Annotated in this window: 23 protein-coding genes; 8 read left to right on the top strand and 15 right to left on the bottom strand. The window is 67.7% G+C overall.

Going from position 1 to position 25,553, the window contains the following annotated elements; all coding sequences use genetic code 11:
- Positions 1-79 precede the first annotated feature (79 nt).
- Positions 80-901 (bottom strand): aldo/keto reductase, encoded by an 822-nt coding sequence (locus OEJ36_RS24230; protein ID WP_263403686.1) that lies wholly within the window; start codon positions 899-901, stop codon positions 80-82.
- An 11-nt stretch (positions 902-912) separates the two neighbouring features.
- Positions 913-1,449, bottom strand: a complete 537-nt coding sequence (locus tag OEJ36_RS24225) for a cysteine hydrolase family protein (protein ID WP_263403685.1) — start codon at positions 1,447-1,449, stop codon at positions 913-915.
- A gap of 190 nt (positions 1,450-1,639) precedes the next feature.
- Here OEJ36_RS24225 and OEJ36_RS24220 point away from each other — a divergent pair, with 190 nt between their 5' ends.
- The gene (locus OEJ36_RS24220; RefSeq protein WP_263403684.1) at positions 1,640-2,824 is read left to right on the top strand and encodes an OpgC family protein; all 1,185 of its coding nucleotides are present in this window, start codon (positions 1,640-1,642) and stop codon (positions 2,822-2,824) included.
- Here OEJ36_RS24220 and OEJ36_RS24215 read toward each other — a convergent pair.
- The gene (locus tag OEJ36_RS24215) at positions 2,815-3,489 is read right to left on the bottom strand and encodes a class I SAM-dependent methyltransferase (RefSeq protein WP_263403683.1); all 675 of its coding nucleotides are present in this window, start codon (positions 3,487-3,489) and stop codon (positions 2,815-2,817) included. The genes OEJ36_RS24220 and OEJ36_RS24215 overlap by 10 nt on opposite strands.
- 98 nt (positions 3,490-3,587) lie before the next feature.
- Between OEJ36_RS24215 and OEJ36_RS24210 the strand changes: the two genes are divergently transcribed.
- On the top strand, positions 3,588-6,695 hold the full coding sequence (locus OEJ36_RS24210; RefSeq protein WP_411861049.1) for a transglycosylase domain-containing protein: 3,108 nt from the start codon (positions 3,588-3,590) through the stop codon (positions 6,693-6,695).
- 4 nt (positions 6,696-6,699) lie between these two features.
- Here OEJ36_RS24210 and OEJ36_RS24205 read toward each other — a convergent pair whose 3' ends face one another.
- From OEJ36_RS24205 to OEJ36_RS24195, 3 genes are all read right to left on the bottom strand, one after another.
- Positions 6,700-6,918, bottom strand: a complete 219-nt coding sequence (locus tag OEJ36_RS24205) for a VF530 family DNA-binding protein (protein ID WP_021222097.1) — start codon at positions 6,916-6,918, stop codon at positions 6,700-6,702.
- Positions 6,919-7,141: 223 nt separating this feature from the next.
- Positions 7,142-7,447: a DMT family transporter gene (locus OEJ36_RS24200; protein ID WP_263403682.1), complete on the bottom strand. Its 306-nt coding sequence runs from the start codon at positions 7,445-7,447 to the stop codon at positions 7,142-7,144.
- 10 nt (positions 7,448-7,457) lie between these two features.
- Positions 7,458-8,096: an FMN-dependent NADH-azoreductase gene (locus OEJ36_RS24195; RefSeq protein ID WP_263403681.1), complete on the bottom strand. Its 639-nt coding sequence runs from the start codon at positions 8,094-8,096 to the stop codon at positions 7,458-7,460.
- A gap of 138 nt (positions 8,097-8,234) precedes the next feature.
- Here OEJ36_RS24195 and OEJ36_RS24190 point away from each other — a divergent pair, with 138 nt between their 5' ends.
- The gene (locus OEJ36_RS24190; RefSeq protein ID WP_263403680.1) at positions 8,235-9,149 is read left to right on the top strand and encodes a LysR substrate-binding domain-containing protein; all 915 of its coding nucleotides are present in this window, start codon (positions 8,235-8,237) and stop codon (positions 9,147-9,149) included.
- 208 nt (positions 9,150-9,357) lie between these two features.
- Here OEJ36_RS24190 and putP read toward each other — a convergent pair whose 3' ends face one another.
- From putP to OEJ36_RS24160, 6 genes are all read right to left on the bottom strand, one after another.
- Positions 9,358-10,851 carry a sodium/proline symporter PutP gene (putP, locus tag OEJ36_RS24185; RefSeq protein ID WP_263403679.1) on the bottom strand — a complete coding sequence of 498 codons (1,494 nt, stop codon included), beginning with the start codon at positions 10,849-10,851 and terminating at the stop codon, positions 9,358-9,360.
- A 406-nt stretch (positions 10,852-11,257) separates the two neighbouring features.
- Entirely contained in the window at positions 11,258-11,677 is a 420-nt protein-coding gene (locus OEJ36_RS24180; RefSeq protein ID WP_263403678.1) for a group I truncated hemoglobin, read from the bottom strand.
- A gap of 1 nt (position 11,678) precedes the next feature.
- Complete coding sequence (locus OEJ36_RS24175) at positions 11,679-12,533, bottom strand: DUF3034 family protein (RefSeq protein WP_263403677.1); 855 nt, start codon at positions 12,531-12,533, stop codon at positions 11,679-11,681.
- Between the two features lie 2 nt (positions 12,534-12,535).
- Positions 12,536-14,872, bottom strand: a complete 2,337-nt coding sequence (locus tag OEJ36_RS24170; RefSeq protein WP_263403676.1) for a putative bifunctional diguanylate cyclase/phosphodiesterase — start codon at positions 14,870-14,872, stop codon at positions 12,536-12,538.
- Positions 14,859-15,545, bottom strand: a complete 687-nt coding sequence (locus OEJ36_RS24165; RefSeq protein ID WP_263403675.1) for a methylamine utilization protein — start codon at positions 15,543-15,545, stop codon at positions 14,859-14,861. Before OEJ36_RS24165 ends, OEJ36_RS24170 begins: the two co-directional genes overlap by 14 nt.
- 127 nt (positions 15,546-15,672) lie before the next feature.
- Positions 15,673-16,425 (bottom strand): AraC family transcriptional regulator, encoded by a 753-nt coding sequence (locus OEJ36_RS24160; RefSeq protein WP_263403674.1) that lies wholly within the window; start codon positions 16,423-16,425, stop codon positions 15,673-15,675.
- 167 nt (positions 16,426-16,592) lie between these two features.
- On the opposite strand from OEJ36_RS24160, the gene lon reads away from it, so the two are divergent.
- Together lon and OEJ36_RS24150 are read left to right on the top strand one after the other, a co-directional pair.
- Positions 16,593-18,992: an endopeptidase La gene (gene lon / locus OEJ36_RS24155; RefSeq protein ID WP_021222107.1), complete on the top strand. Its 2,400-nt coding sequence runs from the start codon at positions 16,593-16,595 to the stop codon at positions 18,990-18,992.
- Positions 18,993-19,063: 71 nt separating this feature from the next.
- Positions 19,064-19,462: a protease inhibitor I42 family protein gene (locus OEJ36_RS24150; RefSeq protein WP_263403673.1), complete on the top strand. Its 399-nt coding sequence runs from the start codon at positions 19,064-19,066 to the stop codon at positions 19,460-19,462.
- A gap of 73 nt (positions 19,463-19,535) precedes the next feature.
- Here the strand turns inward: OEJ36_RS24150 and OEJ36_RS24145 are convergent, their stop codons facing one another.
- Positions 19,536-21,242 (bottom strand): diguanylate cyclase, encoded by a 1,707-nt coding sequence (locus OEJ36_RS24145; protein WP_263403672.1) that lies wholly within the window; start codon positions 21,240-21,242, stop codon positions 19,536-19,538.
- 172 nt (positions 21,243-21,414) lie between these two features.
- Here OEJ36_RS24145 and OEJ36_RS24140 point away from each other — a divergent pair, with 172 nt between their 5' ends.
- The 3 genes from OEJ36_RS24140 to cmoB all read left to right on the top strand — a co-directional run bounded on the left by OEJ36_RS24140 (position 21,415) and on the right by cmoB (position 23,840).
- Positions 21,415-22,047, top strand: a complete 633-nt coding sequence (locus tag OEJ36_RS24140) for a lysoplasmalogenase (RefSeq protein ID WP_263403671.1) — start codon at positions 21,415-21,417, stop codon at positions 22,045-22,047.
- A gap of 84 nt (positions 22,048-22,131) precedes the next feature.
- Positions 22,132-22,875 carry a carboxy-S-adenosyl-L-methionine synthase CmoA gene (gene cmoA, locus OEJ36_RS24135; protein ID WP_184487806.1) on the top strand — a complete coding sequence of 248 codons (744 nt, stop codon included), beginning with the start codon at positions 22,132-22,134 and terminating at the stop codon, positions 22,873-22,875.
- Positions 22,872-23,840 carry a tRNA 5-methoxyuridine(34)/uridine 5-oxyacetic acid(34) synthase CmoB gene (gene cmoB, locus OEJ36_RS24130; RefSeq protein ID WP_263403670.1) on the top strand — a complete coding sequence of 323 codons (969 nt, stop codon included), beginning with the start codon at positions 22,872-22,874 and terminating at the stop codon, positions 23,838-23,840. The genes cmoA and cmoB overlap by 4 nt, the downstream gene beginning before the upstream one ends.
- A 263-nt stretch (positions 23,841-24,103) precedes the next feature.
- Here cmoB and pdxJ read toward each other — a convergent pair whose 3' ends face one another.
- Complete coding sequence (gene pdxJ, locus OEJ36_RS24125) at positions 24,104-24,862, bottom strand: pyridoxine 5'-phosphate synthase (protein ID WP_263403669.1); 759 nt, start codon at positions 24,860-24,862, stop codon at positions 24,104-24,106.
- Complete coding sequence (gene recO / locus OEJ36_RS24120) at positions 24,855-25,553, bottom strand: DNA repair protein RecO (protein WP_043245193.1); 699 nt, start codon at positions 25,551-25,553, stop codon at positions 24,855-24,857. Before recO ends, pdxJ begins: the two co-directional genes overlap by 8 nt.

Raw genomic sequence — 25,553 nt, 5'->3', positions numbered from 1 at the left:
GGGCTGAAGCCCACCCTACGCCCCCCCCCACGCCCACTCTACACAGCTGCGCTCGGCGCCAATCTGCGGGTTGGTGCGGTCAGACCATGTCCAGCCGCTGCTTGCGGGTCGGCGCCGGGTAGGCACGGTCGATCAGGGCGAGGTCGTCGGCGCTCAGGCGCAGCTCGCCGGCGCTGGCGTTCTGCTTGATGTGCACCGGGTCGACGGCCTTGGGGATGACGATCACGCCGTCCTGGCGCAGGGCCCAGGCCAGGGCGACTTGCGCCGGGGTGGCGTCGTGGCGGCGGGCGACTTCGACGAGCGCCGCGTCACGCAGCAGGCTGCCACCCTGCCCCACCGGGCAGTAGGCCATAAGCGGCAGGCGCTGGCTTTGCTGCCAGGGCAACAGGTCGAACTCGATGCCGCGGGATTCAGGGTTGTACAGCACCTGGTTGGCGGCGCAGCCCGCCGGCAGGTCGCGCAGGTCGGCCTGGTCGAAGTTGGAAACGCCCCAGCGCAGGATCTTGCCCTGCTCGCGCAGGCGCTCGAAGCCCTCCACCGTTTCCTCCAGCGGGTGCTCACCCGGCCAATGCAGCAGGTAGAGGTCGAGGCGGTCGGTGCCCAGGCGCTTGAGGCTGCGTTCGCAGGCCTGCTCGACGCCCTGGCGGCTGGCGTTCCAGGGGTACACCTTGCTGACCAGGAACACCGCGTCGCGATGCCCGGCGATGGCCTCGCCCACCACCTGCTCGGCGCCGCCCTCGGCGTACATCTCGGCGGTGTCGATCAGGTTCATGCCCAGTTCCAGGCCCAGGCGCAATGCGGCAACCTCGCGGGCGCGCTGGTCGGGGCGCTCGCCCATGTGCCAGGTGCCCTGGCCGATGACGGGCACGGCGGTGCCGTCGGGAAAGGTGATGCGGCCCATGGTGTCTCTCCTCAGAAGTGAATCTCTTCGGCCTGCTGCAGGCGCATGGGGTTCCGTGGCTGGATGAATTCGCTCCAGACCCAGTTGTGGTGGGCGACTATCGCCTCGGCGCGCTGGTGCGGCCGGTCACGGGTGGTGTGCGCGTCGCTGGCCAGGATGACGTTGAAGCCTTCGCTGGCGGCGCGGCGAATGGAGGTGTCGACGCAGAATTCGGTGGCGTAGCCGGTCACCACCAGGTCGGTGACGTACAGCTTTTCCAGGGTGGACTTGAGCTCGGTCTCGAAGAAGGCGTCACAGGCGGTCTTGCGCACCACCCAGTCGTTCTCGGTGCGCTCCAGGCCCGGGTGCAGCTGCCAGCCGATGCAGCCGGGCTCCAGCTCGCTGCCCGGCTCGCCGTCGTGCTGCACGTAGATCACCGGCACCCCGGCACCCCGGGCGCGATCGGCCAGGCGGTTGATGCGCTCGAGGATATCCCCGGCGCGCCAGGGTTCCGGGGTGGTGAGGAACAGCCCCGCCTGCATGTCCACGACCAGCAACGCCTTACTCATCTTCTCTCCTTGAAAGCACGCATCGAAACGCGCGGATAGTGCGGCTTCCCGCCGCAGCGGTAAAGCCACGCGTCGGGCCGTGCACGACCGTTGGTCTTGCATGGGGAAACTCGCCACGGGCGCACAGTCAGAACTTCAGGACCCATCGTTCGCCCAGCCCGGGCGAGAGACTTGCCGCGAGTATGCCGCCATGCAGACAGGACGCGACCTCCGTATCGACTTCTTCCGTGGGCTGGCCCTGGTGTTCATCTTCTGGGACCACATTCCGCACAACCCGCTGGGCCAGGTGACGCCGCGCAACTTCGGCTTCAGCGATGCGGCGGAGATCTTCGTCTTCCTCGCCGGCTACGCCGCCGTGCTCGCCTACGGCAAGCTGCTGCTGCGCGACGGCTACGCGGTGGCCTGCCTGCGGGTGCTGCGCCGGGTCTGGGTGCTGTACGTGGCCCACATCTTCCTGCTGGCGGTGCTGATGGGCATGGTGTTCTTCACCAACAGCCATGTGGACAGCCGCAACTTCATCAACGAGATGGGCCTGGACTACTTCCTCGCCAACCCGCAGCAGGCACTGATCGACGAGCTGCTGCTGCGCTTCAAGCCCAACCTGATGGACCCGCTGCCGCTGTACGTGGTGCTGCTGGCCGGGCTGCCGCTGATCCTGCCGTTGCTGATGCGCTGGAGCTTCGCCGCCCTGGCGCTGTCCGGCGCGCTGTACCTGTGTGCACCCTGGTGGAACCTTAGCTCGCACCCGGGCGGCGAATGGTTCTTCAATCCGCTGGCCTGGCAGTTCCTCTTCGTCCTCGGCGGCGTGGCCGCACGCCATGCGCAGACGCGGCCGGCCGATGCACCGCCGGCCACCTGGAAGTCGCCGTTGTTCTTCGCCGCCGCCGGCTACCTGGTGTTCAGCGCGGTGGTCGCCCTGAGCTGGAAGGTGCCCGGCCTGCACGACGCCTGGATGCCCATGGTGGTGCGCGATGTGCTCTACCCACTAGACAAGACCGACCTCTCGCCCATGCGCCTGCTGCACTTCCTCGCCCTCGCCTATTGCGTGGCCGTGCTGCTGCCGCGCACCGACTGGCTGACCCGCTGGCCCGCCCGCGAGGTGTGCCGCATGGGCATGCATTCGCTGGAAGTGTTCTGCCTCAGCGTGCTGCTGGCACCCCTGGCGGACGCCGTGGCCACCCTCTACGGGCTCAATGCCGTGGGCCAGGTGGCGCTGGCCTGCGCCGGGGTATTGCTGATGTCGGCCCTGGCAGCCTGGCTGGACCTGAGCAACCGCCTCAACCAGCGCAAGCCGCCGCAGGCCACACCCACGCCCGTGCGCCTGGCCAACCCCGACTACGGGGTGACCCGCACCCTCTACCGCATTCAGCCCTGAGGGCGGGCGATGAGCAGCAGCGACAGCGGCACCCCGCTGTCGGGATGACGGGGCTCGTGCAGCGCCTCCAGCACGAGGCCGCTGCGCCCCAGCAGGGCCAGCCAGGATTCCAGGGTGCGGAAGTACCAGGGCATGGGCTCGGCGAAGGCCCCGTCGAAGGCCGCAAAGGTCTCCAGGCGCCAGCCATCGCGGTAGCCCTCCTCGCCCGTCGCCGTCCAGGGGTGGACGGTCTGCAGCAGCAACGCGCCGCCCGCTGCCAATGCCTGGCTTATCGCCGTGAGCAGGGGCTGCAGGTGCTCTTCCAGCAAGGCGAAGTTGCAGGCCACCGCATCGAAGCGGCCGAAGCGCAGGGGCTGCTCGATAAGGCCCTGGTAATCACAACACTCGAAGTCGCCACCCGCCGCTTGCGCCAGCGCCACCAGCGCGGGGGATGCATCCACGCCCAGGGTGGCAATGCCCCGCTCGGCCAGGGCCCGGCACAACCAGCCTTCGCCGCAGCCCAGGTCCAGCACCCGCTGCGGTGCCCGCGCCACCAGCGCATCGAGCATGGCCCCGTCCGTGGCCAGGCGACGGCTTTCGATGCGTTGCCCGCGCACGGCGTCGGTCCAGGCGGCGGCATTGGCGCGCCAACTGCGGTCTATTTGCTGCCGGTTATCGTCTGGCATGGCCCATCACCCTGTTTTACGTCGTTTCGGGGCGCGCTGCGTTACACAGCAACTACGCTTTGTACAAGAGCGGTAACGCGCCAGCCAGGCCATCGATCATGGGCGTTTTATGGCAAACCGACGCATCGTCCACCGAGATACCGAAAGGTAGCCTCAACGAGGTCACCTTGCGGTCTGGCCGCTCCCGCCGCAAGAAACACCGCCTGACGTTCTGGACCCTGATGCTGCTGGCCGGTGTCGCCATCGCCCTCGCCGCCCGCGAGGAGATGCGCAGCTCCTGGCTCCAATCCCGCGAAATCACCCGCTATGCCGCGACCCTGAACTACAGCCTCGAGGAAGGCCCCAGTGATGCCATCCTCTACCCCCACGACGGCCCCTTCGACAAGCGCCTGGGCTACGTCTACCTGCCGCCGATGCTGCAGCGCCTGGACCAGCGCGGCTATGCCATCCGCCAGCAGGTGCGCTTCTCCCCGGAGCTGATGGAGTACAGCCGCCACGGGTTGTTTCCGCCGTACCGGGAGAAGGTCCAGGCGGGCATCGACATCACCGATTGCCGGGGCGAACCGCTGTACCGCTTCAGCTACCCACAACAGCTCTACCCGGATTTCTCCGCCATCCCGCCATTGCTCACCAGCAGCCTGTTGTTCATCGAGAACCGCTACCTGCTGGCGGACGAGCCCCTGGCCAACCCGGCGGTGGACTGGCCGCGCTTCGTCAAGGCGGCGCTGAGCCAGGCCGGCAAGGTGCTCGACATGCCCGGGCAGAGCGCCGGCGGCAGCACCCTGGCGACCCAGTTGGAGAAGTACCGCCACTCGCCCTCCGGCCTCACCCTCTCGGCCGGCGAGAAGATCCGCCAGATGGCTTCGGCCAGCGTGCGCGCCTACCGCGGCGGCCCGGAAACCCTGGCCGCCCGCCAGCACGTGGTGCTCGATTACCTCAACAGCGTGCCGCTCTCCGCCGTGCCGGGCCATGGCGAGGTGCACGGCATGGCCGATGGTTTGCGGGTCTGGTACGGCGCCGATTTCGAGCAGGTGAACCGCCTGCTGGCCGAGGACCAGGACGAGCCCGAACACCTGCAGGCACGGGGCCTGGCGCTGCGCCAGGTGGTGTCGCTGATGATCGCCCAGCGCCGCCCCTCCTATTACCTGTCACGCGGGCGCGAGGAGCTGGAGGCGCTGACCGACAGCCACCTGCGCCTGCTGGGCAACGCCGGCGTACTGCGCCCGGCCCTGGGCCAGGCGGCCCTGGAGGCACGCCTGGGCTTCCGCGACCTGCAGCAGGAGCCGGCGCTGTCGCGCATCGAAGGCAACAAGGGCATCAGCCTGGCGCGGGCGCGCCTGTCGAGCATGCTGCAGATGCCGCTCTACGACCTCGACCGCCTCGACCTGGCCGCCAGCAGCAGCCTGCAGGGTGAGTTGCAGCAGGCCGTCACCACCTACCTGCACGACCTCGCCGAGCCGGCCTATGCCGAGCAGGCCGGGCTGTTCGGCGAGCGCCTGCTGTCGCCGGAGAAGACCCGCGAGGTGCGCTACAGCTTCACCCTCTTCGAGCGCACGCCTTCGGGTAACCAGGTGCGGGTGCAGACCGACAACACCGACCAGCCCTTCGACATCAACGAGGGCAGCAAGCTGGAGCTGGGCTCCACCGCCAAGCTGCGGGTGCTGGCCACCTACCTGGACTACATCACCGCGCTGCATATCCACTACGGCGAGATGCCGGCGGCGGAGCTGCGCAAGGTGCAGGTCGACCCGCTGGACGCCCTGAGCCGCTGGGCCCTCGACTACCTGGCCACCACCAACGACCGCAGCCTGGCGCCGATGCTGGCGGCGGCGCTGGATCGCACCTACTCGGCCAGCCCCTTCGAGAGCTTCTTCACCGGCGGCGGGCTGCACACCTTCAGCAACTTCCGCAAGGAGGACAACGGCCGCATGCCGACCCTGCGCGACGCCCTGCGCGAGTCGATCAACCTGCCCTTCGTGCGCCTGCTGCGCGACATCGTGCGCCACGACATCTACCGCCCCGACGGCGGCAAGGTGGCGCTGCTCTCCGACGACAAGGACCCGCGCCGCCAGGGCTACCTGGACCTATTCGTCTCCCGCGAGAGCCAGACCTACCTGCTGCGCTTCTGGAACAAGTACAAGGGCAAGGACGCCGACGAGCGCATGGCCACCTTCCTCGATGGCCTGCGCCCCTGGGCCTCGCGCCTCGCGGCCATCCACCGCTACCTGCAGCCCCAGGCCGACCGCGCGACCTTCGCCGCCTTCATGCGCGAGCGCCTGCCCAACGAGGCCCTGGGCGAGAAGCGCCTCAACCAGCTGTACGACCGCTACGGCCCCGGTGCCTTCAACCTCAACGACCAGGGCTACGTGGCGCGGGTGCACCCGCTGGAGCTGTGGCTGCTGGCCTACCTGCAGGGCCACCCGCAGGCCACCTACCGCGAGGCGGTGGAAGCCAGCGGCGGGCCGCGCAGCGAGGTGTATGGCTGGCTGTTCAAGTCGCAGCGCAAGAACGCCCGGGACAAGCGCATCCGCATCATGCTGGAGGTGGAAGCCTTCCTCGACATCCACCAGCAGTGGCGCCAGCTGGGCTACCCCTTCGATCACCTGGTGCCCTCCCTGGCCACCGCCCTGGGCAGCTCGGGTGACCGCCCGGCGGCCCTGGCGGAGCTGATGGGGATCATCGTCAACGACGGCGTGCGCCTGCCCACGGTGCGCATCGACCGCCTGCATTTCGCCGCCGACACGCCCTACGAAACCCTGCTCAGTCACGCGGCGGCACCGGGCAAGCGGGTGATGGCCTCGGAAGTGGCGACGGCGTTGCGCGAAGCGCTCTCGCAAGTGGTGGATGCCGGTACCGCGCGGCGCCTGCAAGGCACCTTCACCCAGCCCGACGGCAAGCCGCTGGTGATGGGCGGCAAGACCGGCACCGGTGACAACCGCCTGCAGACGGTGGGGCGCAGCGGCCAGGTGATCAGCTCCAAGGCACTGAACCGTACCGCCACCTTCGTCTTCTACCTGGGGCCCCGACACTTCGGCACCCTCACCGCCTATGTGGCAGGCAGCCAGGCATCGAACTTCCGCTTCACCTCGGCGCTGCCGGTGCAGGTGATGAAGGGCATGGCGCCGATCCTGCAGCCCTACCTGGAGCCGGGCCGCGCCACCCTCTGCCAGATGCCGGAAGCCTCGGTGCAGGCCAGCCGGCTCTGAGGGCTCACTCCTGGCGGCGGCGCACGTCGATGAACAGCGACTCGACCTTCTCCCGCGCCCAGGGCGTCTTGCGCAGGAAGGTCAGGCTCGACTTGATGCTCGGGTCGCTCTTGAAGCAGCGGATATCGATGCGCTTGGCCAGCCCGTCCCAACCGTACTTGGCGACCAGCTCCTCGAGGATCTTCGCCAGGGTCATGCCGTGCAGGGGGTCTTGGGAGCTCACGTAAACGCCTCGATGGGGGATGGGAAAGCGTGGCAGCTTAGGGCAATGGCCGTGCCTTGCGAAGAGGAACCTCCCGTAGGGGCGACTTCAGTCGCCCAGCGCCGCCCTTGTGGGAGCGAATTCATTCGCGAAGGGCGTGCCACGCCCAACTCCGTCTGGTGGAGGTAAAAAGCGACCTCCACCACACCGGTGGAGCCCATCCGCCGCCCCTTGGCTTCTGGTGTCACTTCAACCCCGCCACCCCGGCGATGATCAGCGCCACCGACAGCAGCTTCATCGGGGTGATGGATTCGCCCAGCAGCGCCACACCGAGGATGACGGTGCCGAGGGTGCCGATGGCGGTCCAGATCGGGTAGGCGACGCTCACCGGCAGCACGCGCATGGCCAGGGTCAGGAAGTAGATGCCGGCGGTGGCCGCCAGCACCACCAGGGTGCTGGGCAGCGGTTGGGTGAAGCCGTTGGCGTACTTCATGCTCATGGCGAAGAGCACCTCGAAGAACGCCGCGATCAGCAGGAACAACCAGGCCATGGCGACCTCCTCAGAAGACCTCGGCCAGTTCCACCAGGGCGCGCTCGGCGCGCTGGTAGGACTGCTGGAAGGCGTCGCCGCCGAACTCGTCGTTCTCCACTGCCACCACCGTCACGTCGGTGATGCCGATGTAGCCCAGCACGGTGCGCAGGTAGGCGTCGGCGTGGTTCATGTGGGCGTTGACACCGCCGGGGCCGTAGCCGTGGTCGCCACGGGTGGTGATGATCAGCGCCTTGCGCCCCAGCACCAGCGGTGTGTAGGGGTTGCCGGGACGGTCGGGGTGGAAATCGAAGGTGCGGCGGATGCGCACGATCTGGTCGACCCAGGCCTTGACCCCGCTGGGCACGCCGAAGTTGTACATGGGCGCGGAAATCACCAGGCGGTCGGCGGCGAACAGCTCGTCCACCAGCAGATCGCTGAGGGCCAGGTCGGCCTTCATCACCTCGGTGCGGTTCTCCGGTTCGGGGTGGAAGGCGGCGGCGATCCAGCCCTCGGTCACCGGGGCGATGGGCGAGCGCCCGACTTCGCGGTGGGTCACCTGGCGAGCGGCGTCCTGGCCCTGCCAGGCGGCGAGGAAGGCGTCCTGCAGGCGGCGCGAGTGGGAGCGTTCGCCACGGGGGCTGCCTTGGATCGAGAGAATGCGGTTCATCTGTGGCTCCTGGGTTCGGGTCATTTCTTCGAGGCCGGTGACGGGCCTGAACACAGGCACTAAGCTAGGCCCAGCCGTATTTCTGGACAAATGACCGATAGTTCATCGGGATGAATCCATTTCATCCGTGGAGCCCAGATGTTCGCCAACCTGCCCCTCACCGCCCTGCGCACCTTCGAATCCGCCGCGCGCCTGCTGAGCTTCAAGGCCGCCGCCGAAGAGCTGGCGGTGACGCCCACGGCCGTGTCCCACCAGATCCGCAGCCTGGAAGGCTGGCTCGGGGCACCGCTGTTCGAGCGCCTGCCCCGCAGCGTGCGCCTGACGGCCTGCGGCCAGCAGCTGTTCGGCAGCCTGCACGGGGCCCTGCTGGACGTGACCCAGACCCTCGACCAACTGCGCCCGCAACGCAGCGGCGGCCAGTTGACCCTGTCCACCACGCCGGCCTTCGCTGCGCTGTGGCTGATCCCCCGCCTGGGGCGCTTCTATGCCGCGCACCCGGCCATCAGCCTGCGCCTGGACACCAGCAACACCCTGGTGGACCTGCACCAGGACGCCAGCATCGACCTGGTGATCCGCTATGGCGTCGGCAGCTACCCAAGCCTGCACAGCCAGTGCCTGCTGGACGAGTGCTTCGGCGTCTATGGCTCGCCGGCGCTGGTGGCCGAGCTGGGCAACCGCCAGCCGACGCTGATCACCATCCGCTGGCGCAACGCGCAGCTCTACGAACTGGGCTGGAAGGCCTGGTGCCAGGCCGCCGGCGAGCAGCGCCTGCTGGAGACCGCGCCGCAGCGCGAATACGACGAGGAGCACTACGCCCTGCAAGCAGCCATCGCCGGCCAGGGGCTGGTGCTGGCGAGCTCCATCCTGGTGTCCGAAAGCGTCGCCAGCGGCCTGCTGGTGCCCTACCGGCCGGAGATCAGCGTGGAGGGCGCGGGCTACTCCACCCTCTGCGTACCGGGCCGCGAGCGGCACCCGCCGGTGAAGGCGTTCTTCGATTGGTTGAGCCGGGAGGTGGGAGTAGCGCCCGAATCGGGAGCTCGCTCCCCTCGATAGTTGGGTGCAACCCGAGGGAGAGCGGTGGGCTGAAGCCCACCCTACGCCCCACCTACGCCCCTACGTCCACCTGCCCTGCGGCTCGGTGAAGAGTGCGGCATGGTCGGGCGCCAGGCATAAAAAAACGGCCCGGGTCCGAGGACGAGGGCCGTTGAAGCACTATCAAACTGTTTACCGCGCGGGCTCTGCGGCCCGGGTGGTCAGATCATCAGACGTGGGCGTCCTGGTATTCCTGCTCGGCTTCGTCGAAGCGCTTGACCATGGCAGCGGACGGGCCGTTGCCGATGCGGCTGAAGATCAGGATGCCGAGGGTGGCGAGGATGAAGCCCGGGATGATTTCGTACAGGCCGGTCCAGCCGAAGAACTGCTTCCACAGCACCACGGTGACGGCACCGAGGATCATGCCGGCCAGGGCGCCGTTGCGGGTCATGCCCTTCCACAGCAGGGAGAGGATGACCACGGGGCCGAAGGCAGCACCGAAGCCGGCCCAGGCGTAGGACACCAGGCCCAGGACCTTGCTCTCGGGGTTGGCGGCGATGAGGATCGAGACCACGGCCACCAGCAGCACCATGGCGCGGCCGACCCAGACCAGTTCGACCTGGCTGGCATTCTTGCGGAAGAAGGCCTTGTAGAAGTCTTCGGTCAGGGCGCTGGAGCACACCAGCAGCTGGCAGCTGAGGGTGGACATCACGGCGGCGAGGATGGCGGACAGCAGCACGCCGGCAACCCAGGGGTTGAACAGCAGCTTGGCCAGCTCGATGAACACGCGCTCGGGGTTCTCGGTGACCGGGCCGGCCAGCTCGGGGTGAGCCGAGAAGTAGGCGATGCCGAAGAAGCCCACGGCCACGGCGCCGCCGAGGCAGAGGATCATCCAGGTCATGGAGATGCGGCGGGCGGCCGGGATCGACTTGACCGAATCGGCGGCCATGAAGCGCGCCAGGATGTGCGGCTGGCCGAAGTAACCCAGGCCCCAGGCCAGCAGCGAGATCACGCCGATGAAGGACGCGCCCTTGAGCATGTCGAAGTTGCTCGGGTTCTGCGCCTCGATGGCGAGGAAGGTGGTGTCCACGCCGCCGGTGGCCAGCATCACCACGATGGGGGTGAGGATCAGGGCGAAGATCATCAGCGAGGCCTGCACGGTGTCGGTCCAGCTCACCGCCAGGAAGCCACCGACGAAGGTGTAGGCGATGGTGGCGGCGGCGCCGGCCCAGAGGGCGGTCTCGTAGGAGAGGCCGAAGGTGCTCTCGAACAGACGGGCACCGGCGACGATGCCGGAGGCGCAGTAGATGGTGAAGAACACCAGGATCACCAGGGCCGAGAAGATGCGCAGTATGCGGCTGTCGTCTTCGAAGCGGTTGGTGAAGTAGTCCGGCAGGGTCAGGGCATTGCCGTTGTGCTCGGTCTGCACGCGCAGACGGCCGGCAACCCACAACCAGTTGAGGTAGGCACCGATGATCAGGCCGATGGCGATCCAGCTTTCCGACAGGCCGGAGAGGTAGATGGCGCCCGGGAGGCCCATCAGCAGCCAGCCGCTCATGTCGGAAGCGCCAGCGGACAGTGCGGTGACGAAGCTGCCGAGGCTGCGGCCACCGAGGATGTAGTCGGAAAGGTTGTTGGTGGAGCGATAGGCCGCGAAGCCGATCAGCACCATGGCAGCGATATAGATCACGAAGGTGATCAGCATCGGGTTGCTCATACTCATTGGGGGTCTCCCCTGTCGTTTGTTGTTATGGAGGTGCGACGGGTATTTCGCATCTCTCTGGTTGGCATTTGGCAGTTGCTCGTGGCAATTACCGATTGGTTTGCGGGCCCGGCGCAACCCTTGGGGTGCAACCTCTGCCCGTCATCGGTGCTCAGGCGTCATGCCTCGCCTCAGGACGAGACGCCAAGCCACCCGGACTGCACCTGGTCTTCCTGGTCCGGTCTGGCCATATCGATTCGCCGCCTGATCAAGTGTCGACCCGTACGCGCGAAAGGGACAGCGGAATGTAGAGAGCGGTGGCGCCCTTTTCTTTCGAAAAGCTCCGGAGTTATTGCGAAATCCTCCGACTGTCCGACAAGACGTGCAACCCGGTTGCACCAGCAGGTGCAACCGCCGCTCTGCAATGCTACTTGTGGATGACCTGACCGCGCATCGGCGCGAGGCGTGCGAGCAAGCGGTTCTGGGTACGGCTGGAGATGCCTTCGGCGTCCATGGCGTCCTGCAGGTCTTCCACCAGGGCATTGAAATCGCTCTCGGTGAGCTGCTGGCCCTTATGGCTTTCTTCCATGCTGTCGCCGGTGTAGGTGCAGGGGCCGCCGGCCTCGACGCAGAACTGCTCCACCAGCTTGTCGCGCAGGCGCTCGATGTCGATCTTGCGGAAGTGTTCGACGATGCGCTCGTCCTTGGCGATGTTCAGCAGCATGCCTTCGACGATGCGGGTGATGCCGGGCTTGCCGCCCAGGTCCTGGTAGAGGCTGTCGTCCTTCGGCGGCTGCTGGGCACAGGCGGCCAGGGCCAGGGTGGCGAGGAGGATCAGGCGGCGCATGTCAGAAGCTCCCCTGCACGGACAGGTAGACGCCGTCCTGGTTGTCGAGGGTGGCGATCTCGCCGAGGCGCGCATAGGCCAGCACCACCGACAGGTGCTTGTTGGGGAAGTAGCCGACGAACAGGTCCGCCCAATCGCTTTCGCCGGCGAAGTTGAGGTTGTCGGGCTTCTCCCGGTATTCCACCCCTATGGCCCAGTGGCGATTGGGCAGCACGGCGATGGAGCCCTCCTTGAGCACCGAGCGTTGGTCGCGGCGGTCACCGCCGAAGCCCAGCAGGCCCAGCTCGTTGGCCCGGCTGTAGCGCAGCCCGCCGTTGAGCAGCAGGTTGTAGCCGAAGGCGCCACCGAGGATCAGGCGACTGACGGCGAGGTAGCCCTCGGTGTCCTCGTCGCGCTGGGCGCCGACCAGGGAGGGGATGAGGAAATCCTTCTGCCGCTTGTATTGCACGCCCAGGGTCACCTGCGGCAGCTGGTCGTAGATAAGGTCGCCGAACAGCCGCACCTTGAGCCCCACCACGTCCTGGCTGAGGGTGTTTTCCGGCAGCGACAGGTCACGGGCCAGGGTGCCGAGGTCGAAGCGCTGGCGGGCGTAGGAGAGTTCCACGCGGTTGTCCCAGGAGGCAGCCACACCGGCGGCATCGAGGCGGTAGTCACCGGTTTCGACGCGGGTGGTGAAGGCCGTGGCGCCCCACTCGCCCCTCTCGCCGTACCCGGCCAGCACCGCCCAGGGCGTGATGCCGCCACCGGCAGACCCTTCGATGTTGGTGGCACCGCCCGTGGCCAGCAGGCGGCCCTCATCGGCGAGCGCGGTGGCGGGCAGGGACAGGGCGATGAGCAGGGCGAGGCGTCGGTTCATGGTCAGTGCACTGCGGCGATGGGGGAACGGAGTGGTTGGGCGATCCAGGCTTCAAACGCACCGGCCGCCAGGGGTCGGCTGATCAGGTAGCCCTGGGCGGTGTCGCAGCGCCAGCGTTCCAGCAGGCGCAGGCTGTGGGCATGCTCGACGCCCTCGGCGACCACCTTGAGCCCGAGGCTGTGGCTCATGTCGATGGTGGAGCGGACGATCACCGCGTCTTCGCTGGTTTCGTCCAGCTCGCGGATGAAGGACTGGTCGATCTTCAGCTCCTGCACCGGCATGCTTTTCAGCTGGGCGAGGGAGGAGTAGCCGGTGCCGAAATCGTCCACCGAGAGGCTGATGCCCAGGTCGCGCAGGCCGTTGAGCACCTGCAGCGCCTGGGCCGGGTCCTGCATCACCGCGCTTTCGGTGATTTCGAAATTCAGCTGGTCGGGGTGCACCCGGAAGCGCCGTAACAGGCCACGCATGCGCTCCACCAGGGCGCGGCCCATCAGGTCGTCGGCGGAGATGTTCAGCGAGACCTGCAGGCGCAGCCCACGCCCGGTCCAATCCTGCAGTTGGCGCAGCACGTCTTCGATGACCCAGGCGGTGAGCGACTGGATGCTGCCGGTGCGCTCGGCCAGGGGGATGAATTCGCCGGGCGAGACCATGCCGAACTGCGGGTGCTGCCAGCGCAGCAGCGCCTCGGCCTGGAGCACCCGGCCCTCGGCGATGTCCAGCTTGGGCTGGTAATGCAGCAGCAGTTCGCCCCGTGCGGCGGCGTGGCGCAGGTCGCGGATCAACACCACCTGGCGCTGCTGGGCGTCGTCGCGGCCCTGCTGGTAGAGCTGCAGGTGGCCGGGCGCCTGGGCCGCGTCCTGCATGGCGATGCCGGCGCGGCGCAGCAGTTCGTCCGGGGTGCTGCCGTCGGCGGGGTAGCAGGCGATGCCGATGCGAGACTCGACGGCGACATCGAGGCTGCCGATGCGCAGCGGCTTAAGCAGCAGTTGCTGGAGCTTGTCCGCTGCGGCCACCGCGCTGTCGCTATCGGTGCTTTCGAGCAGCAGGAGAAATTCGTCGGCGATCAACCGCGCCAGGCTGTCGCCGGGGCGCAGGGTGGCCTGCAGGCGCCGGCCGATCTGCTGCAGGGCGAGGTCGCCGCCGCCGGGGCCGCAAGTTTCGTTGACCGAGCGGAAGTTGCCGATGCCCAGGTACAGCAGCGCGGTGGGCCGCTCGGCGGTGATGGCGCTGCCCAGGCGCTCCAGCGCCAGGGTGCGGTTAGGCAGGCCGGTGAGGCTGTCGTGCAAGGCATTGTGGGCGAGCTGCCGCTCACGCTCGGCGATGTCGTCGCGCATGCGGTTGATGGCGCCGGCCAGTTGCCCCAGTTCGTCGGAGCGGTCCAGCTCGATGGCGCTCTGGTAGTCGCCCTCACCGATGCGCCGGGCGGCCGAGGCCAGTGCGCGAACCGGTTGCGACACGCTGCGGGCCAGCAGCAGCGCGCCGGCCAGGGAGCCAAGCAATGCGCAGAGGGCGATCAGCAGGATGTCCCGGTCCAGCGGCGCGAAGGCCTGCTGGGCCTGCTCCAGGGATTTGTGCAGGAGCAGCAGCACCTGGTAGTCCGTCCCGCGCGATAGCACCAGGCGGCGGTCCATGTAGCGCTGGTTACCGACATGAAGAATATTGCCGTCGCCGGCCTTGATCTCGCCCCGCAACTCCTCTTCGAGGTTGCCGGGCAGGGTACTGAGCCAGATATCCGGCTTGCCCGCCTGCACCGCCACCAGGCTCATGTCCAGATGGGTAAGTGCGCGCATCTCGCTGGCGAAATCGGCGTCCAGGCGGAAGCCCATGACCACGCGGGCGATGGGGATGGGCGCGGTGACGTTGGCCTCGACCAGCAGGTAGATGTCGTCATCGATGGGCTGCAGCAGGCCCTGGCCGCCGTTGCGCTGGTGCTCCTGCATCAGTTCGGCGAGGCGTGCGGTGGAGTCGCCCCCGACCCGCTCGGCAGTGGAGACCTGCAGCTTGCCGTCCATGCTCAGCAGCATCACCGCACCGGCATTGATCCGCGCGCCGGAGTTGCCCAGGGCGGAGCGGATGGTTTCCTCGTCGCCGCTGGCCACCGCTTCCTTGAAGCCGAAGTCCGCCGCCAGCACCTGCACCGCGTCGTGCAACTGGCGACCGCGCAGCTCCAGCAGGCGCTCGAAGACGCGGCCGCCGATATCCAGTTCCTCGCGGGCCTGGGCCTGGACAGCGGCACCGGTGGCGGCCTTGACGGCGAAGTAGAGGGCGCCGATCACCACCAGCAGGAGGAGGATCAGGACGCAGGCGATCCGCGCCTGGAAGCTGCTACTGAGCTTCACCCGCAGCCTTCTCGAATGCATCGCCGAAACCCTTGCCCGCCGGCGCGTGGGGCTGCACGGCGGGCGGCGCCTGCAGCGTCAGGGGGAAGCGCTGCCGTTGCCCGGCAGCCGGGATGTCGATCTCCCCCGCCGCCACCGGCAGCATGTTGGCCACCTGGGGATGCCACAGGCTGACGCCGTAGCGGCCGGGCGGCAGGTCGAGGCTGAGGCGGCCGGCGTCGTCACTGACGGCGAAGAAGGGGTCGTCGGTGATGTAGACGTAGCCGAGCATCCAGTCGTGGATGTTGCAGCCGAGCACCACCACGCCGGGCTTGTCGAACACCACGGGCTCGGCGGGCGTGCCCTGGTAGAGGCGCAGTTCGAAGCGCTTGGCCGGCGAGAAGGAGTAGACGTGGTGGCGGATGTTGTCGCTGTTGGGGAAGGTCACCGCGGTGCCGGTGCGCACGGCCAGCACATAGGGCGAGAACTGCTTTTCGCGCTGGTCCATCACGCCCTTGTCGGGGGCAGGCGCACTCCCCGCCGGCCCCTTGAGGCTGATCACCGCATTGCCCAGCGGCTGGCCTTCGGCGTCGACTATCTCACCCTGCAGCGTGGCGGCGGAAAGCCCGCCCGTGAAGCACCACAACAGCCCGACCAGGCCCACCCCCGGGGCCTTTGGAAGCATACGCAGCATGTCGTCCACCCTGTCGACGGCCGGTGGGTGCCGGCTCGGATGCCGCGTCCCTGGCCTGCATAAACCATTAGCAATGCAGATTAGCTGCCGATCGTCAGACGTGCATGCCGAGCGGCTGCAACCGCCTTCAGTGGCCGCTGCGCAGCCGGCGGGGGGTGAGGCCGAGGTAGCGACGCATGGCGTTGGTCAGCGCGCTCTGGCTGGAGAATCCGCATTCCTCGGCGATGCGCACCAGGGCCAGGTCGCTCTCGCGCAGCAGGCGGGCAGCGCGGTCAAGGCGGGTCTTGAGCAGGTACTGGTGGGGGCTGAGGCCGACGCTGCCCTTGAACAGGGCGTGGAAGTGGCTGGGGCTGAGGCAGGCGATCTGCGCCAGTTCGGCAACGCTGATGCGCCGCGACAGGTTCTGCAGGATGTGTGCATCCAGGGGCTCCAGGTCCAGGCCGCCGGCCGGGCGCCGGGGCTGGTCGCCGAACAGGCGCAGGTGCAGGGCCCGCAGCAGCACGCCGCCCAGGGAGCGGGCGAGGATCTGGTCGCTGCCATAGCGCGCCAGCTCGGCGCCGGCGTAGCTCAGGAGGTTCTGGAAATCGGCATCCAGCTCGGGGTAGCGCGGGGTTTCGAACAGGCGCGCGAGGAGCTCGCGGTCTTCGCTGCTGGTGCCCTGCTCGTCGAGGTCGAGGATCAGCATCCGGTTCTCGCCCATGCCGGCGAACTGATGCTCGGCATCCCCCGGCACCAGGCAGGCGCGCATGCGGCAGACCTCGCCGCCCCGGCCGCCCACTTCGAATTCCGCGCGGCCGGACAGCGACATCACCAGTTGGTGATGATCGTGGGCATGGGCGTGGGCCTGTTCATCGAGGCGCAGAAGGCGGGCAACTAGCATGGCGGGTCGTGGTCAGAATTTGCACATTTTAGGCAAATGGCCAGCTGTTGCCCAGCACCGCCCGGCAGCACAGCCCTGGCAGCCACGCTTGAAAAGCCCGTGGCACAGCCCCATCTGCCTCACATGCCCAACCTTCAGCCCCTACGAACCCAGCTACCAGGTGCCCAATGAGCGATCAGGACATCCACGCCGATCTCGTCGAAGAAGCGACCGGCCCGCACAGCACAGGCCTCGTCCTGCCCGGCCAGACCCTGCCGGACAAGGTGTACATCATCCCGATCCATAACCGCCCCTTCTTCCCGGCCCAGGTGCTGCCGGTGATCGTCAACGAGGAGCCTTGGGCCGAAACCCTGGAGCTGGTGTCCAAGACCGAGCACCACTGCCTGGCGCTGTTCTTCATGGAGAACCCGCCGGAAGACCCGCGCCATTTCGACCCGTCGACCCTGCCCGAGCACGGCACCCTGGTGCGCGTGCACCATGCCAGCCGTGAAGGCGGCAAGCTGCAGTTCGTTGCCCAGGGCCTGTCGCGGGTGCGCATCCGCGGCTGGCTCAAGCGCCATCGCCCGCCCTACCTGGTGGAGGTGGACTACCCGCAGAACCCCAGCGACCAGCGCGATGAGGTGAAGGCCTACGGCATGGCACTGATCAACGCGATCAAGGAGCTGCTGCCGCTCAACCCGCTGTACAGCGAGGAGCTGAAGAACTATCTCAACCGCTTCAGCCCCAACGACCCGTCGCCGCTCACCGACTTCGCCGCCGCCCTGACCAGTGCACCGGCCAAGGAGCTGCAGGAGGTGCTGGACACGGTGCCGGTGCTCAAGCGCATGGAGAAGGTGCTGCCGCTGCTGCGCAAGGAAGTGGAGGTGGCCCGCCTGCAGAGCGAGCTCTCCGCCGAGGTGAACCGCAAGATCGGCCAGCACCAGCGCGAGTTCTTCCTCAAGGAGCAGCTGAAGATCATCCAGCAGGAGCTGGGCATCACCAAGGATGACCGCAGCGCCGACGCCGAGCAGTTCACCCAGCGCCTGCAGGGCAAGGTGCTGCCGGAGCAGGCGAAGAAGCGCATCGACGAAGAGCTGAACAAGCTGTCGATCCTGGAGACCGGCTCGCCGGAATACGCGGTGACCCGCAACTACCTGGACTGGGCCACCAGCGTGCCCTGGGGCGTATACGGCAAGGACAAGCTCGACCTCGCCCATGCGCGCAAGGTGCTCGACAAGCACCACGCGGGGCTGGACGACATCAAGAACCGCATCCTCGAATTCCTTGCGGTGGGTGCCTTCAAGGGCGAGATCGCCGGCTCCATCGTGCTGCTGGTGGGGCCGCCCGGCGTGGGCAAGACCAGCATCGGCAAGTCCATCGCCGAATCCCTGGGGCGCCCCTTCTACCGCTTCAGCGTCGGCGGCATGCGTGATGAGGCCGAGATCAAGGGCCACCGCCGCACCTACATCGGCGCCCTGCCCGGCAAGCTGGTGCAGGCGCTGAAGGACGTGGAGGTGATGAACCCGGTGATCATGCTCGACGAGATCGACAAGCTCGGCGCCAGCTACCAGGGCGACCCGGCCTCGGCGCTGCTGGAGACGCTGGACCCGGAGCAGAACGTCGAATTCCTCGACCACTACCTGGACCTGCGCATGGACCTGTCCAAGGTGCTGTTCGTGTGCACGGCCAACACCCTGGATTCCATCCCCGGGCCGCTGCTGGACCGCATGGAGGTGATCCGCCTCTCCGGCTACATCACCGAGGAGAAGCACGCCATCGCCAAACGCCACCTGTGGCCACGCCTGCTGGAGCGCACCGGGGTGCCCAAGGAGCGCCTGTCGATCACTGATGGCGCGCTGACCTCGGTGATCGAGGGCTATGCCCGCGAGGCCGGGGTGCGCCAGCTGGAGAAGCAACTGGGCAAGATCATCCGCAAGTCGGTGGTGAAAATGCTCGAAGACCCCACCGCGAAGATCAAGGTTGCGCAGAAGGACCTCGAGCCCTTCCTCGGCACCCCGCCGTTCCGCAAGGAGCAACTGCTCTCCGGCACCGGCGTGATCACCGGCCTGGCCTGGACCAGCATGGGCGGCGCCACCCTGCCGATCGAGGCGACGCGCATCCACACGCTGAACCGCGGCTTCAAGCTCACCGGCCAGCTGGGGGATGTGATGAAAGAGTCGGCCGAGATCGCCTACAGCTACATCAGCTCGAACCTGAAGAAGTACGGCGGCGATGCCGGGTTCTTCGACCAGGCCTTCGTCCACCTCCATGTGCCGGAGGGCGCTACGCCCAAGGATGGCCCCAGCGCCGGCATCACCATGGCCAGCGCCCTGCTCTCCCTGGCCCGCGACCAGGCACCGAAGAAGGGCGTGGCCATGACCGGCGAGCTGACCCTCACCGGCCAGGTGCTGCCCATTGGCGGGGTGCGCGAGAAGGTGATCGCCGCGCGGCGACAGAAGATCTTCGAGCTGATCCTCCCGGAGGCCAACCGTGGCTCCTACGAGGAACTGCCGGATTACCTGCGCGACGGCATGACGGTGCATTTCGCCCGGCGCTTCTCCGACGTCGCCAAGGTGCTGTTCGCCTGACGCCTGCGGCGCCTACCCAGGGGCTGATGCAGCGGATATGCTGCACCGGCCCCTGAACGATGGAGCCGTCCATGAATCCTGCCCGCCTTCCCCGCCTGCTGCTGCCCGCCGCCCTGATGCTGCTGGCCGCCTGCGCCCATGAATCCACCAGCCTGGTGGTGCAGAAACAGAGCAGTTGCCCGATCGAACTGGACAAGGGCCAGTTGCTGGTCCTGACCCTGCCGAGCAACCCCACCACCGGGTTCCGCTGGGTGGTGAAGGACGCCGCGCCGGGCGTGCTGCGCAGCCTCGGCCCGGAGGTCTACGACACCCCCGAGGAAGCCGGATTGGTGGGTGGCGCCGGTGAGTCCACCTGGCGCTTCAATGCCGCGCAGAGCGGCGAAGGCCGGCTGCTGCTGGTCTACCAGCGCCCCTGGGAAGCCGACGTGGCGCCGGAGCAGACCTTCGATTGCAAGGTCAGCGTCGACTGATACGCAGGTCTAACCCCCCCTTCCTTTCTCCTCGTGAAGCGCTGTGTTGGGCCTCGCTGCGCTCGGCGCCAACCTACGGGGCCTGGGACTCGGCGGCGATGCTGTGCTGGCCGCGTATGCCCTGGTACAGGCACAGCTGGTTACGGCCGGCGCGCTTGGCCTGGTACAGCGCGCTGTCGGCGGCATGCAGCAACACATCGGCGCTCTCGCCATCGGCGGGGAAGCAGGCCAGGCCCAGGGAGATGGCGATCGGCCCCAGGGGCTGGCCGCCGTAGCGGATCTGCAGCCGGGTGACCCCGAGGCGCAGAGCCTCGCAGCGCTCCATGGCGTCCTCCAGGCTGATTTCCGGCATCACCAGGGCGAACTCCTCGCCCCCGTAGCGGCAGGCCAGGTCGCTGGAGCGCACATGGCGCTTCATTTCCAGGGCCAGGTGGCGCAGCACCAGGTCCCCCGCCTCGTGGCCGAAGGTGTCGTTGAAGCGCTTGAAGTGATCCACATCCAGCAATACCACGATCACCGGTGACTGCTTGCGGCTGGCGCGCAGCAGCTCGCGGCGCAGGGTTTCGTCGAGAAAGCGGCGGTTGTGCAGGCCGGTCAGGGCATCCACCACCGACTGCTGCCGCAGGCTCTCGCGCAGGCTGAGGTTGGCCACCCCCAGGGACACCTGTTCGGCGAAGGCTTCGGCCAGCTCCAGGTCGGCACCGCCGCCGCACAGCGTCATCACCCCCAGCGGGTCGCCCTGGGCCATGAGCGGCACGCAGAGCGAGCCATTGGCTGCCAACGGACTTTCATGCAGGTGCGGGCAGACCAGGTCCTTGTTCACGTCCAGCACCAGGTGGCTCTGGCCACGGCGGATCGCCCAGCAGTCGTCGGGCTCGAACAGCTCGACGCTGCCACCCGGCGAGCTGCCCCAGTGTCCGGCATCTTCAAGCACGTCACGTGAGGGGTGATAGAGGTAGAGGCAGCCGTCGCTCTGGGGGAACAGCTGGGCGGCGAAGCGGGTGATGATGCCGAAGCACTCATCGAACTGGTTGACCGAATGCAGTGCTCCGGCCATGCGGCTGAGCAGCGATATCTGGTGGTTGCGCAACTCGACCCGCTGCATGCCGAGGCTGAGCTGCTCGCTGAGCAGATTCTGGGAAGCGCGGGCGTCGTTGCCCTCGCGCAACATGCGAAAGGTGAAGTGGAACAACAGGGCGATCACCAGCAGGTCCAGCAGGGTGATCAGCCCCAGCAGCGCCAGGCCGGCCCAGCCGCGCCAGTCGATCTCCTGCTTGGCCAGCAGCACGCGCTGGTCGACCACGCCCTGCATCTCGCCGATGCGCAGGCGGATGGCGTCCATCAGTTGCTTGCCCTTGCCGGTGCTGACCAGGTCGCTGGCGGCGACCAGCCCCTCGGTGCGGCGCGCCTCGATGACCCGGCCAAAGAAGGTGCGCTGCTCGGCGAGCAGCCCGACCAGCAGCTGTAGGTCGTCGAACAGCTCATCGTTGGCCAGCGTCACCTTGAAGCGCGCCATGTCCTGATCGACATCGCCGTAGCCCTGGTACAGCGGGGTGAGGTAATCATCACGGCCGGTCAGGGCGAAACCACGCTGGCCGGTCTCGCCATCCTTGAGCGACGAGAGGATGTCGGCCAGCTCGCGCCCGGTGTGCTCGTGGCGCTCCAGCTCACGCTCGGCGCTGCCGACCCAGCGGGTGGTGGCCATGGGCAGCAGGATGTTCAGTACCAGCATGCCGATCGCCAGCAGGAAACCGGCCTGTAAACGGGTAACCGTCTTCATCGCGTCCTTGTCCTCGTGCGGGTTCCCTTTCAGTCTAGCGGCGCAATCGGCGACTGCCCCTGACGTTTCCCGCCTGGAGCGCGATACCGCCGTTGCGCAGAGTAGCCCAGGGCCGGAAGGCCCGCTGGCAGGCCGCCGCGCGGCCCGGATGGACAACGATGGAGAACCTTGCATGCAGTGGCTGTTGATCGGGCTGATCGGTGCTATCGCCTACCTGTACGGCGACGCCGCCGACCTGGATACGCTGTGTTTCTGGACCAAGCCGGTGCCCATCCTCGCCCTGCTCGCCTGGCTGCTGCAAAGCGCCCCGCCCGGCCGCTATCGACGCTGGGTGGCGCTGGGGCTGCTGCTGTGCCTGGCCGGCGACGTACTGTTGCAGTGGTCGCCGGACTTCTTCGTCTTCGGCCTGGGCGCCTTCCTGCTCGGGCACCTGGCCTATATCGGTGCCTACCTGGCGGATACCCGGCGCCTGGCGCCCCTGGCCCTGTTGGCGGCGGCCCTGTTCGGCATCGGCATGTTCGCGGTGCTGGCCAGCGGTGGCCTGCTGGTGCCGGTGGCGCTCTATGCACTGACCATCAGCACCATGCTCTGGCGTGCCCTCGCCCGCCTCGGCGCCAGCGAACCGGGCCGCCGGTCGGTACGGGTCGCGGCCGCCGGTGCGCTGTGCTTCGTGGTGTCCGACAGCCTGCTGGGGATCAACCGCTTCGTCGCGCCCTTCGAGATGGCGGGGCTGGCCATCATGCTCACCTACTGGCTCGGGCAACTGGGCATAGTCGCCTCGGCGGTGCTGCACGGGCGACGCTGATTTTCGACCGATCGGCACGCCGGGATTCTGGCCGGGCGCGGTCTTGGCTAGAATGCCGGCCTTTCCAACAGCTGGTACCGGCCCGTGAAGCACAACCCCGACCGCATCTATGCCACGCCCCAGGCTCAAGTCTCCGACTTCGCGTTCAACGAGGACGTGGTCAAGGTGTTCCCGGACATGATCAAGCGCTCGGTGCCGGGCTACCCGACCATCGTCGAGAACATCGGTGTGCTGGCCGCCCGTTTCGCCCAGCCCAACACCCACCTGTACGACCTGGGCGCCTCCCTTGGCGCGGTGACCCAGGCCCTGCGCCGCCATGTGCGCACCGATGGCTGCCGGGTGCTGGCTGTGGATAACTCTGCCGCCATGGTGGAACGCTGCCGCGAATACCTGCATGCCCAGGACTCCATGTACCAGGAGCTGCTGCCGGTGGAGGTGCTGGAGGCGGATATCCTCGCCCTGGAATTCCAGCCGACCTCGCTGGTGGCGATGAACTTCACCCTGCAGTTCGTCGCCCGCGAGGAACGCCAGCCCCTGCTGGCGCGCATCCACCAGGCGTTGCTGCCCGGTGGTGCATTGATTCTTTCGGAGAAGCTGCGCTTCACCGATGCCGCGGAGCATGAGCTGCTTACCGACTTGCACATCGACTTCAAGCGCGCCAACGGCTACAGCGAACTGGAGATCGCCCAGAAACGCAGCGCCCTGGAGAACGTGATGCGCCCCGACAGCCTGGAGGAACACCGCGAGCGCCTGCTGGCGGCCGGCTTCTCCCGCGTGGTGCCCTGGTTCCAGTGCCTCAACTTTGCCTCGCTGATCGCCCTGCCATGATCCGTACCCTCGACCTCGACGCCCTGCAGCAAAGGCTCATGGGCACCCCCTTGCAGGATTGGGCTGCCGACCTGCCCGGCCAGCTCGACGCCAAGCTGGCCATCGGTCACGGCGACCTGCAGCGCTGGGGCGCGGCGGTGGACGCCCTGCCGCCGATCACGCCAACCCACGTGGAACTGGCACAACGCTTCGCCCTCGACGGCAATTGCGACGAAACCACCCGCACCGCACTCAAGGACGCCCTGATGGGGCTGATCCCCTGGCGCAAGGGGCCCTTCGAGCTGTTCGGCGTGCACGTCGACACCGAGTGGCGCTCGGACTGGAAATGGGCGCGGGTCTCGCCGCACCTCGACCTGCGCGGCAAGCGCGTGCTGGATGTCGGCTGCGGCAACGGCTACTACCAGTGGCGCATGCTGGGCGCCGGTGCCGACAGCGTGGTGGGCATCGACCCGAACTGGCTGTTCTTCTGCCAGTTCCTGGCCATGAAGCGCTACCTGCCGGACCTCCCCGCCTGGCACCTGCCCCTGGCCCTGGAAGAACTGCCGGCGAAGCTGGAAGGCTTCGACACGGTGTTTTCCATGGGCGTGCTCTACCACCGCCGTTCGCCCATCGACCACCTGTTCGACCTCAAGGACTGCCTGCTGCGCGGCGGCGAGCTGGTGCTGGAGACCCTGGTGGTGGAAGGCGACGCCCAGCAGGTGCTGGTGCCCGAGGACCGCTACGCGCAGATGCGCAACGTGTGGTTCCTGCCGTCGGTGCCGGCGCTGGAGCTGTGGCTGCGCCGCGCCGGATTCGTCGACGTGCGCTGCGTGGACGTCAGCGTCACCAGCGTCGAGGAACAGCGCAGCACCGAGTGGATGCGCTACCAGTCCCTGCCCGAATTCCTCGACCCGGCCGACCACAGCCGCACCATCGAAGGCCTCCCCGCCCCGGCTCGAGCGGTGATGGTGGCGAGGAAGCCTTAAAGCAGCTGCAAGCTGCAAGCTGCAAGCTGCAAGCTGCAAGCTGCAAGCTGCAAGCTGCAAGAGCCTGGGGGATCGGCGGAGAGCGTCAACACCTGGGCTTATCTGCTTTCGCAGCCTGGGCGTAGGGTGGACCACGCTTCACCGGTCCACCATTTCGGAGTCATGTCGAACCTCGACCGCCTGGGTTTCGCTCCGTTCGCGGAGCGCCGCCCTCCTCTCCCTACATGGGCTAGACGAAGCTCCGTCCGGGCACAGCTGCGCTCTTATCTTGCGGCTTGAAGCTTGCCGCTTGCCGCTTGAATCAACCCCTTCATCTCCACCACCGCCTGCTTGAAACCGACAAACAGCGCGTGGGCGACCAGGGCGTGACCGATATTCAACTCATTGATGCCGGGGATGGCGGCCACCGGTTCGACGTTGTGGTAGTGCAGGCCGTGGCCGGCGTTGACCACCAGGCCGAGCTTGAGGCCGAGGGCGACGCCTTCGCGGATGCGCTGCAGCTCTCGGGCGGCTTCTTCCAGGGTGTGGGCGTCGGCGTAGCGGCCGGTGTGCAGTTCGATGGCGGGGGCGCCGACGCGGTGGGAGGCTTCGATCTGCGCCGGGTCGGCATCGATGAACAGGGACACTTCGCTGCCCAGGCGCGCCAGGCGCTCGACCGCGGCCTTGATCCGCGCTTCCTGACCGGCGACGTCGAGGCCGCCTTCGGTGGTCAGTTCCTGGCGGGTTTCCGGCACCAGGCAGACGTGTTCGGGGCGGATCTCCTCGGCGAAGGCGAGCATCTCCTCGGTGACACCCATCTCGAAGTTCATGCGGGTCTGCATGACCTCCTTGAGCACGCGCACGTCACGCTCCTGGATATGCCGGCGATCCTCGCGCAGATGCACGGTGATGCCGTCGGCACCCGCCTCCTCCGCGTCCAGGGCGGCCTTGACCGGGTCCGGGTAGCGGGTGCCACGGGCCTGGCGCAGGGTGGCGACGTGGTCGATGTTGACGCCGAGCAGAACACGGTTGGCTTCAGTCACGGGAGGGTTCCTTGAGTGTCATGAAGAGTTCGCGGCTGGCCAGGGGCCTGCCGCCGAGATGGGGTGCCAAGGCCTGGCGCATCAGGCGCTTGGCCGCAGCGAGGGCACCGGGGGCGCTCCAATCGGCCTCGGCCAGGGCCAGCAGTTCGGCGCCCTGGAACAGGCCGGGCTGCAGTTGGCCAACGGGCTCGAGGCCGGCATCGGGCAACAGGCGGTAGATGCCGCTGGCGGCGATGGGCGTGCCGTGGAGGTCGATGTCCAGGGCGAAACCATAGCCCAGCTCGTCCAGCAGCCGCCATTCGAAAGCGCGCAGCAGCGGCTCCAGCGGCCGGCCGCCGGCCAGGGCCTGGAGGGTGGCGGCGTAATGCTCGAACAGCGCGGGGTGCGGCGCTTCGGCCGGCAGCAGGCGGATGGTCAGTTCATTGAGGTAGAGGCCGCTGAACAGCGCCTCACCGGTGAGGAAGTGGGGGATACCGGCGCTTTCCAGGCGCCCCACGTTCTTCAGCTCACCACGGCCGCGGAATTCGGCTTCCAGCGGCACGAAGGGCCGGACCAAAGTGCCGGCCTTGCCCCGCGCTCCACGCATGACAGCGCGAAGGCGCCCTTCCGGGGTGAGGAAATCCACCAGCGCGCTGCTTTCGCGGTAGGCCCTGCTGTGCAGTACGAAGGCCGGTTGCGCACTGGTCTGCAT

Source organism: Pseudomonas sp. PDM13, assembly GCF_025685765.1.
Taxonomy (GTDB): Bacteria; Pseudomonadota; Gammaproteobacteria; order Pseudomonadales; family Pseudomonadaceae; genus Metapseudomonas; species Metapseudomonas solani.
Note: the sequence above shows the minus strand (reverse complement) of the source record. Positions and strands in the feature narration are given on the sequence as shown.

Excerpts from the sequence above, each read along its gene's own strand:
- OEJ36_RS24165 (WP_263403675.1), bottom strand. The coding sequence starts at position 15,545 with ATGCTGCGTATGCTTCCAAAGGCCCCGGGGGTGGGCCTGGTCGGGCTG.
- OEJ36_RS24145 (WP_263403672.1), bottom strand. The coding sequence starts at position 21,242 with ATGAAGACGGTTACCCGTTTACAGGCCGGTTTCCTGCTGGCGATCGGC.
- OEJ36_RS24160 (WP_263403674.1), bottom strand. The coding sequence starts at position 16,425 with ATGCTAGTTGCCCGCCTTCTGCGCCTCGATGAACAGGCCCACGCCCAT.
- OEJ36_RS24195 (WP_263403681.1), bottom strand. The coding sequence starts at position 8,096 with ATGAACCGCATTCTCTCGATCCAAGGCAGCCCCCGTGGCGAACGCTCC.
- lon (WP_021222107.1), top strand. The coding sequence starts at position 16,593 with ATGAGCGATCAGGACATCCACGCCGATCTCGTCGAAGAAGCGACCGGC.
- recO (WP_043245193.1), bottom strand. The coding sequence starts at position 25,553 with ATGCAGACCAGTGCGCAACCGGCCTTCGTACTGCACAGCAGGGCCTAC.
- OEJ36_RS24150 (WP_263403673.1), top strand. The coding sequence starts at position 19,064 with ATGAATCCTGCCCGCCTTCCCCGCCTGCTGCTGCCCGCCGCCCTGATG.
- OEJ36_RS24210 (WP_411861049.1), top strand. The coding sequence starts at position 3,588 with ATGGGCGTTTTATGGCAAACCGACGCATCGTCCACCGAGATACCGAAA.
- putP (WP_263403679.1), bottom strand. The coding sequence starts at position 10,851 with ATGAGTATGAGCAACCCGATGCTGATCACCTTCGTGATCTATATCGCT.
- OEJ36_RS24220 (WP_263403684.1), top strand. The coding sequence starts at position 1,640 with ATGCAGACAGGACGCGACCTCCGTATCGACTTCTTCCGTGGGCTGGCC.
- OEJ36_RS24140 (WP_263403671.1), top strand. The coding sequence starts at position 21,415 with ATGCAGTGGCTGTTGATCGGGCTGATCGGTGCTATCGCCTACCTGTAC.
- cmoB (WP_263403670.1), top strand. The coding sequence starts at position 22,872 with ATGATCCGTACCCTCGACCTCGACGCCCTGCAGCAAAGGCTCATGGGC.
- OEJ36_RS24230 (WP_263403686.1), bottom strand. The coding sequence starts at position 901 with ATGGGCCGCATCACCTTTCCCGACGGCACCGCCGTGCCCGTCATCGGC.
- OEJ36_RS24180 (WP_263403678.1), bottom strand. The coding sequence starts at position 11,677 with ATGCGCCGCCTGATCCTCCTCGCCACCCTGGCCCTGGCCGCCTGTGCC.
- OEJ36_RS24175 (WP_263403677.1), bottom strand. The coding sequence starts at position 12,533 with ATGAACCGACGCCTCGCCCTGCTCATCGCCCTGTCCCTGCCCGCCACC.
- OEJ36_RS24200 (WP_263403682.1), bottom strand. The coding sequence starts at position 7,447 with ATGGCCTGGTTGTTCCTGCTGATCGCGGCGTTCTTCGAGGTGCTCTTC.
- OEJ36_RS24190 (WP_263403680.1), top strand. The coding sequence starts at position 8,235 with ATGTTCGCCAACCTGCCCCTCACCGCCCTGCGCACCTTCGAATCCGCC.
- OEJ36_RS24215 (WP_263403683.1), bottom strand. The coding sequence starts at position 3,489 with ATGCCAGACGATAACCGGCAGCAAATAGACCGCAGTTGGCGCGCCAAT.
- OEJ36_RS24225 (WP_263403685.1), bottom strand. The coding sequence starts at position 1,449 with ATGAGTAAGGCGTTGCTGGTCGTGGACATGCAGGCGGGGCTGTTCCTC.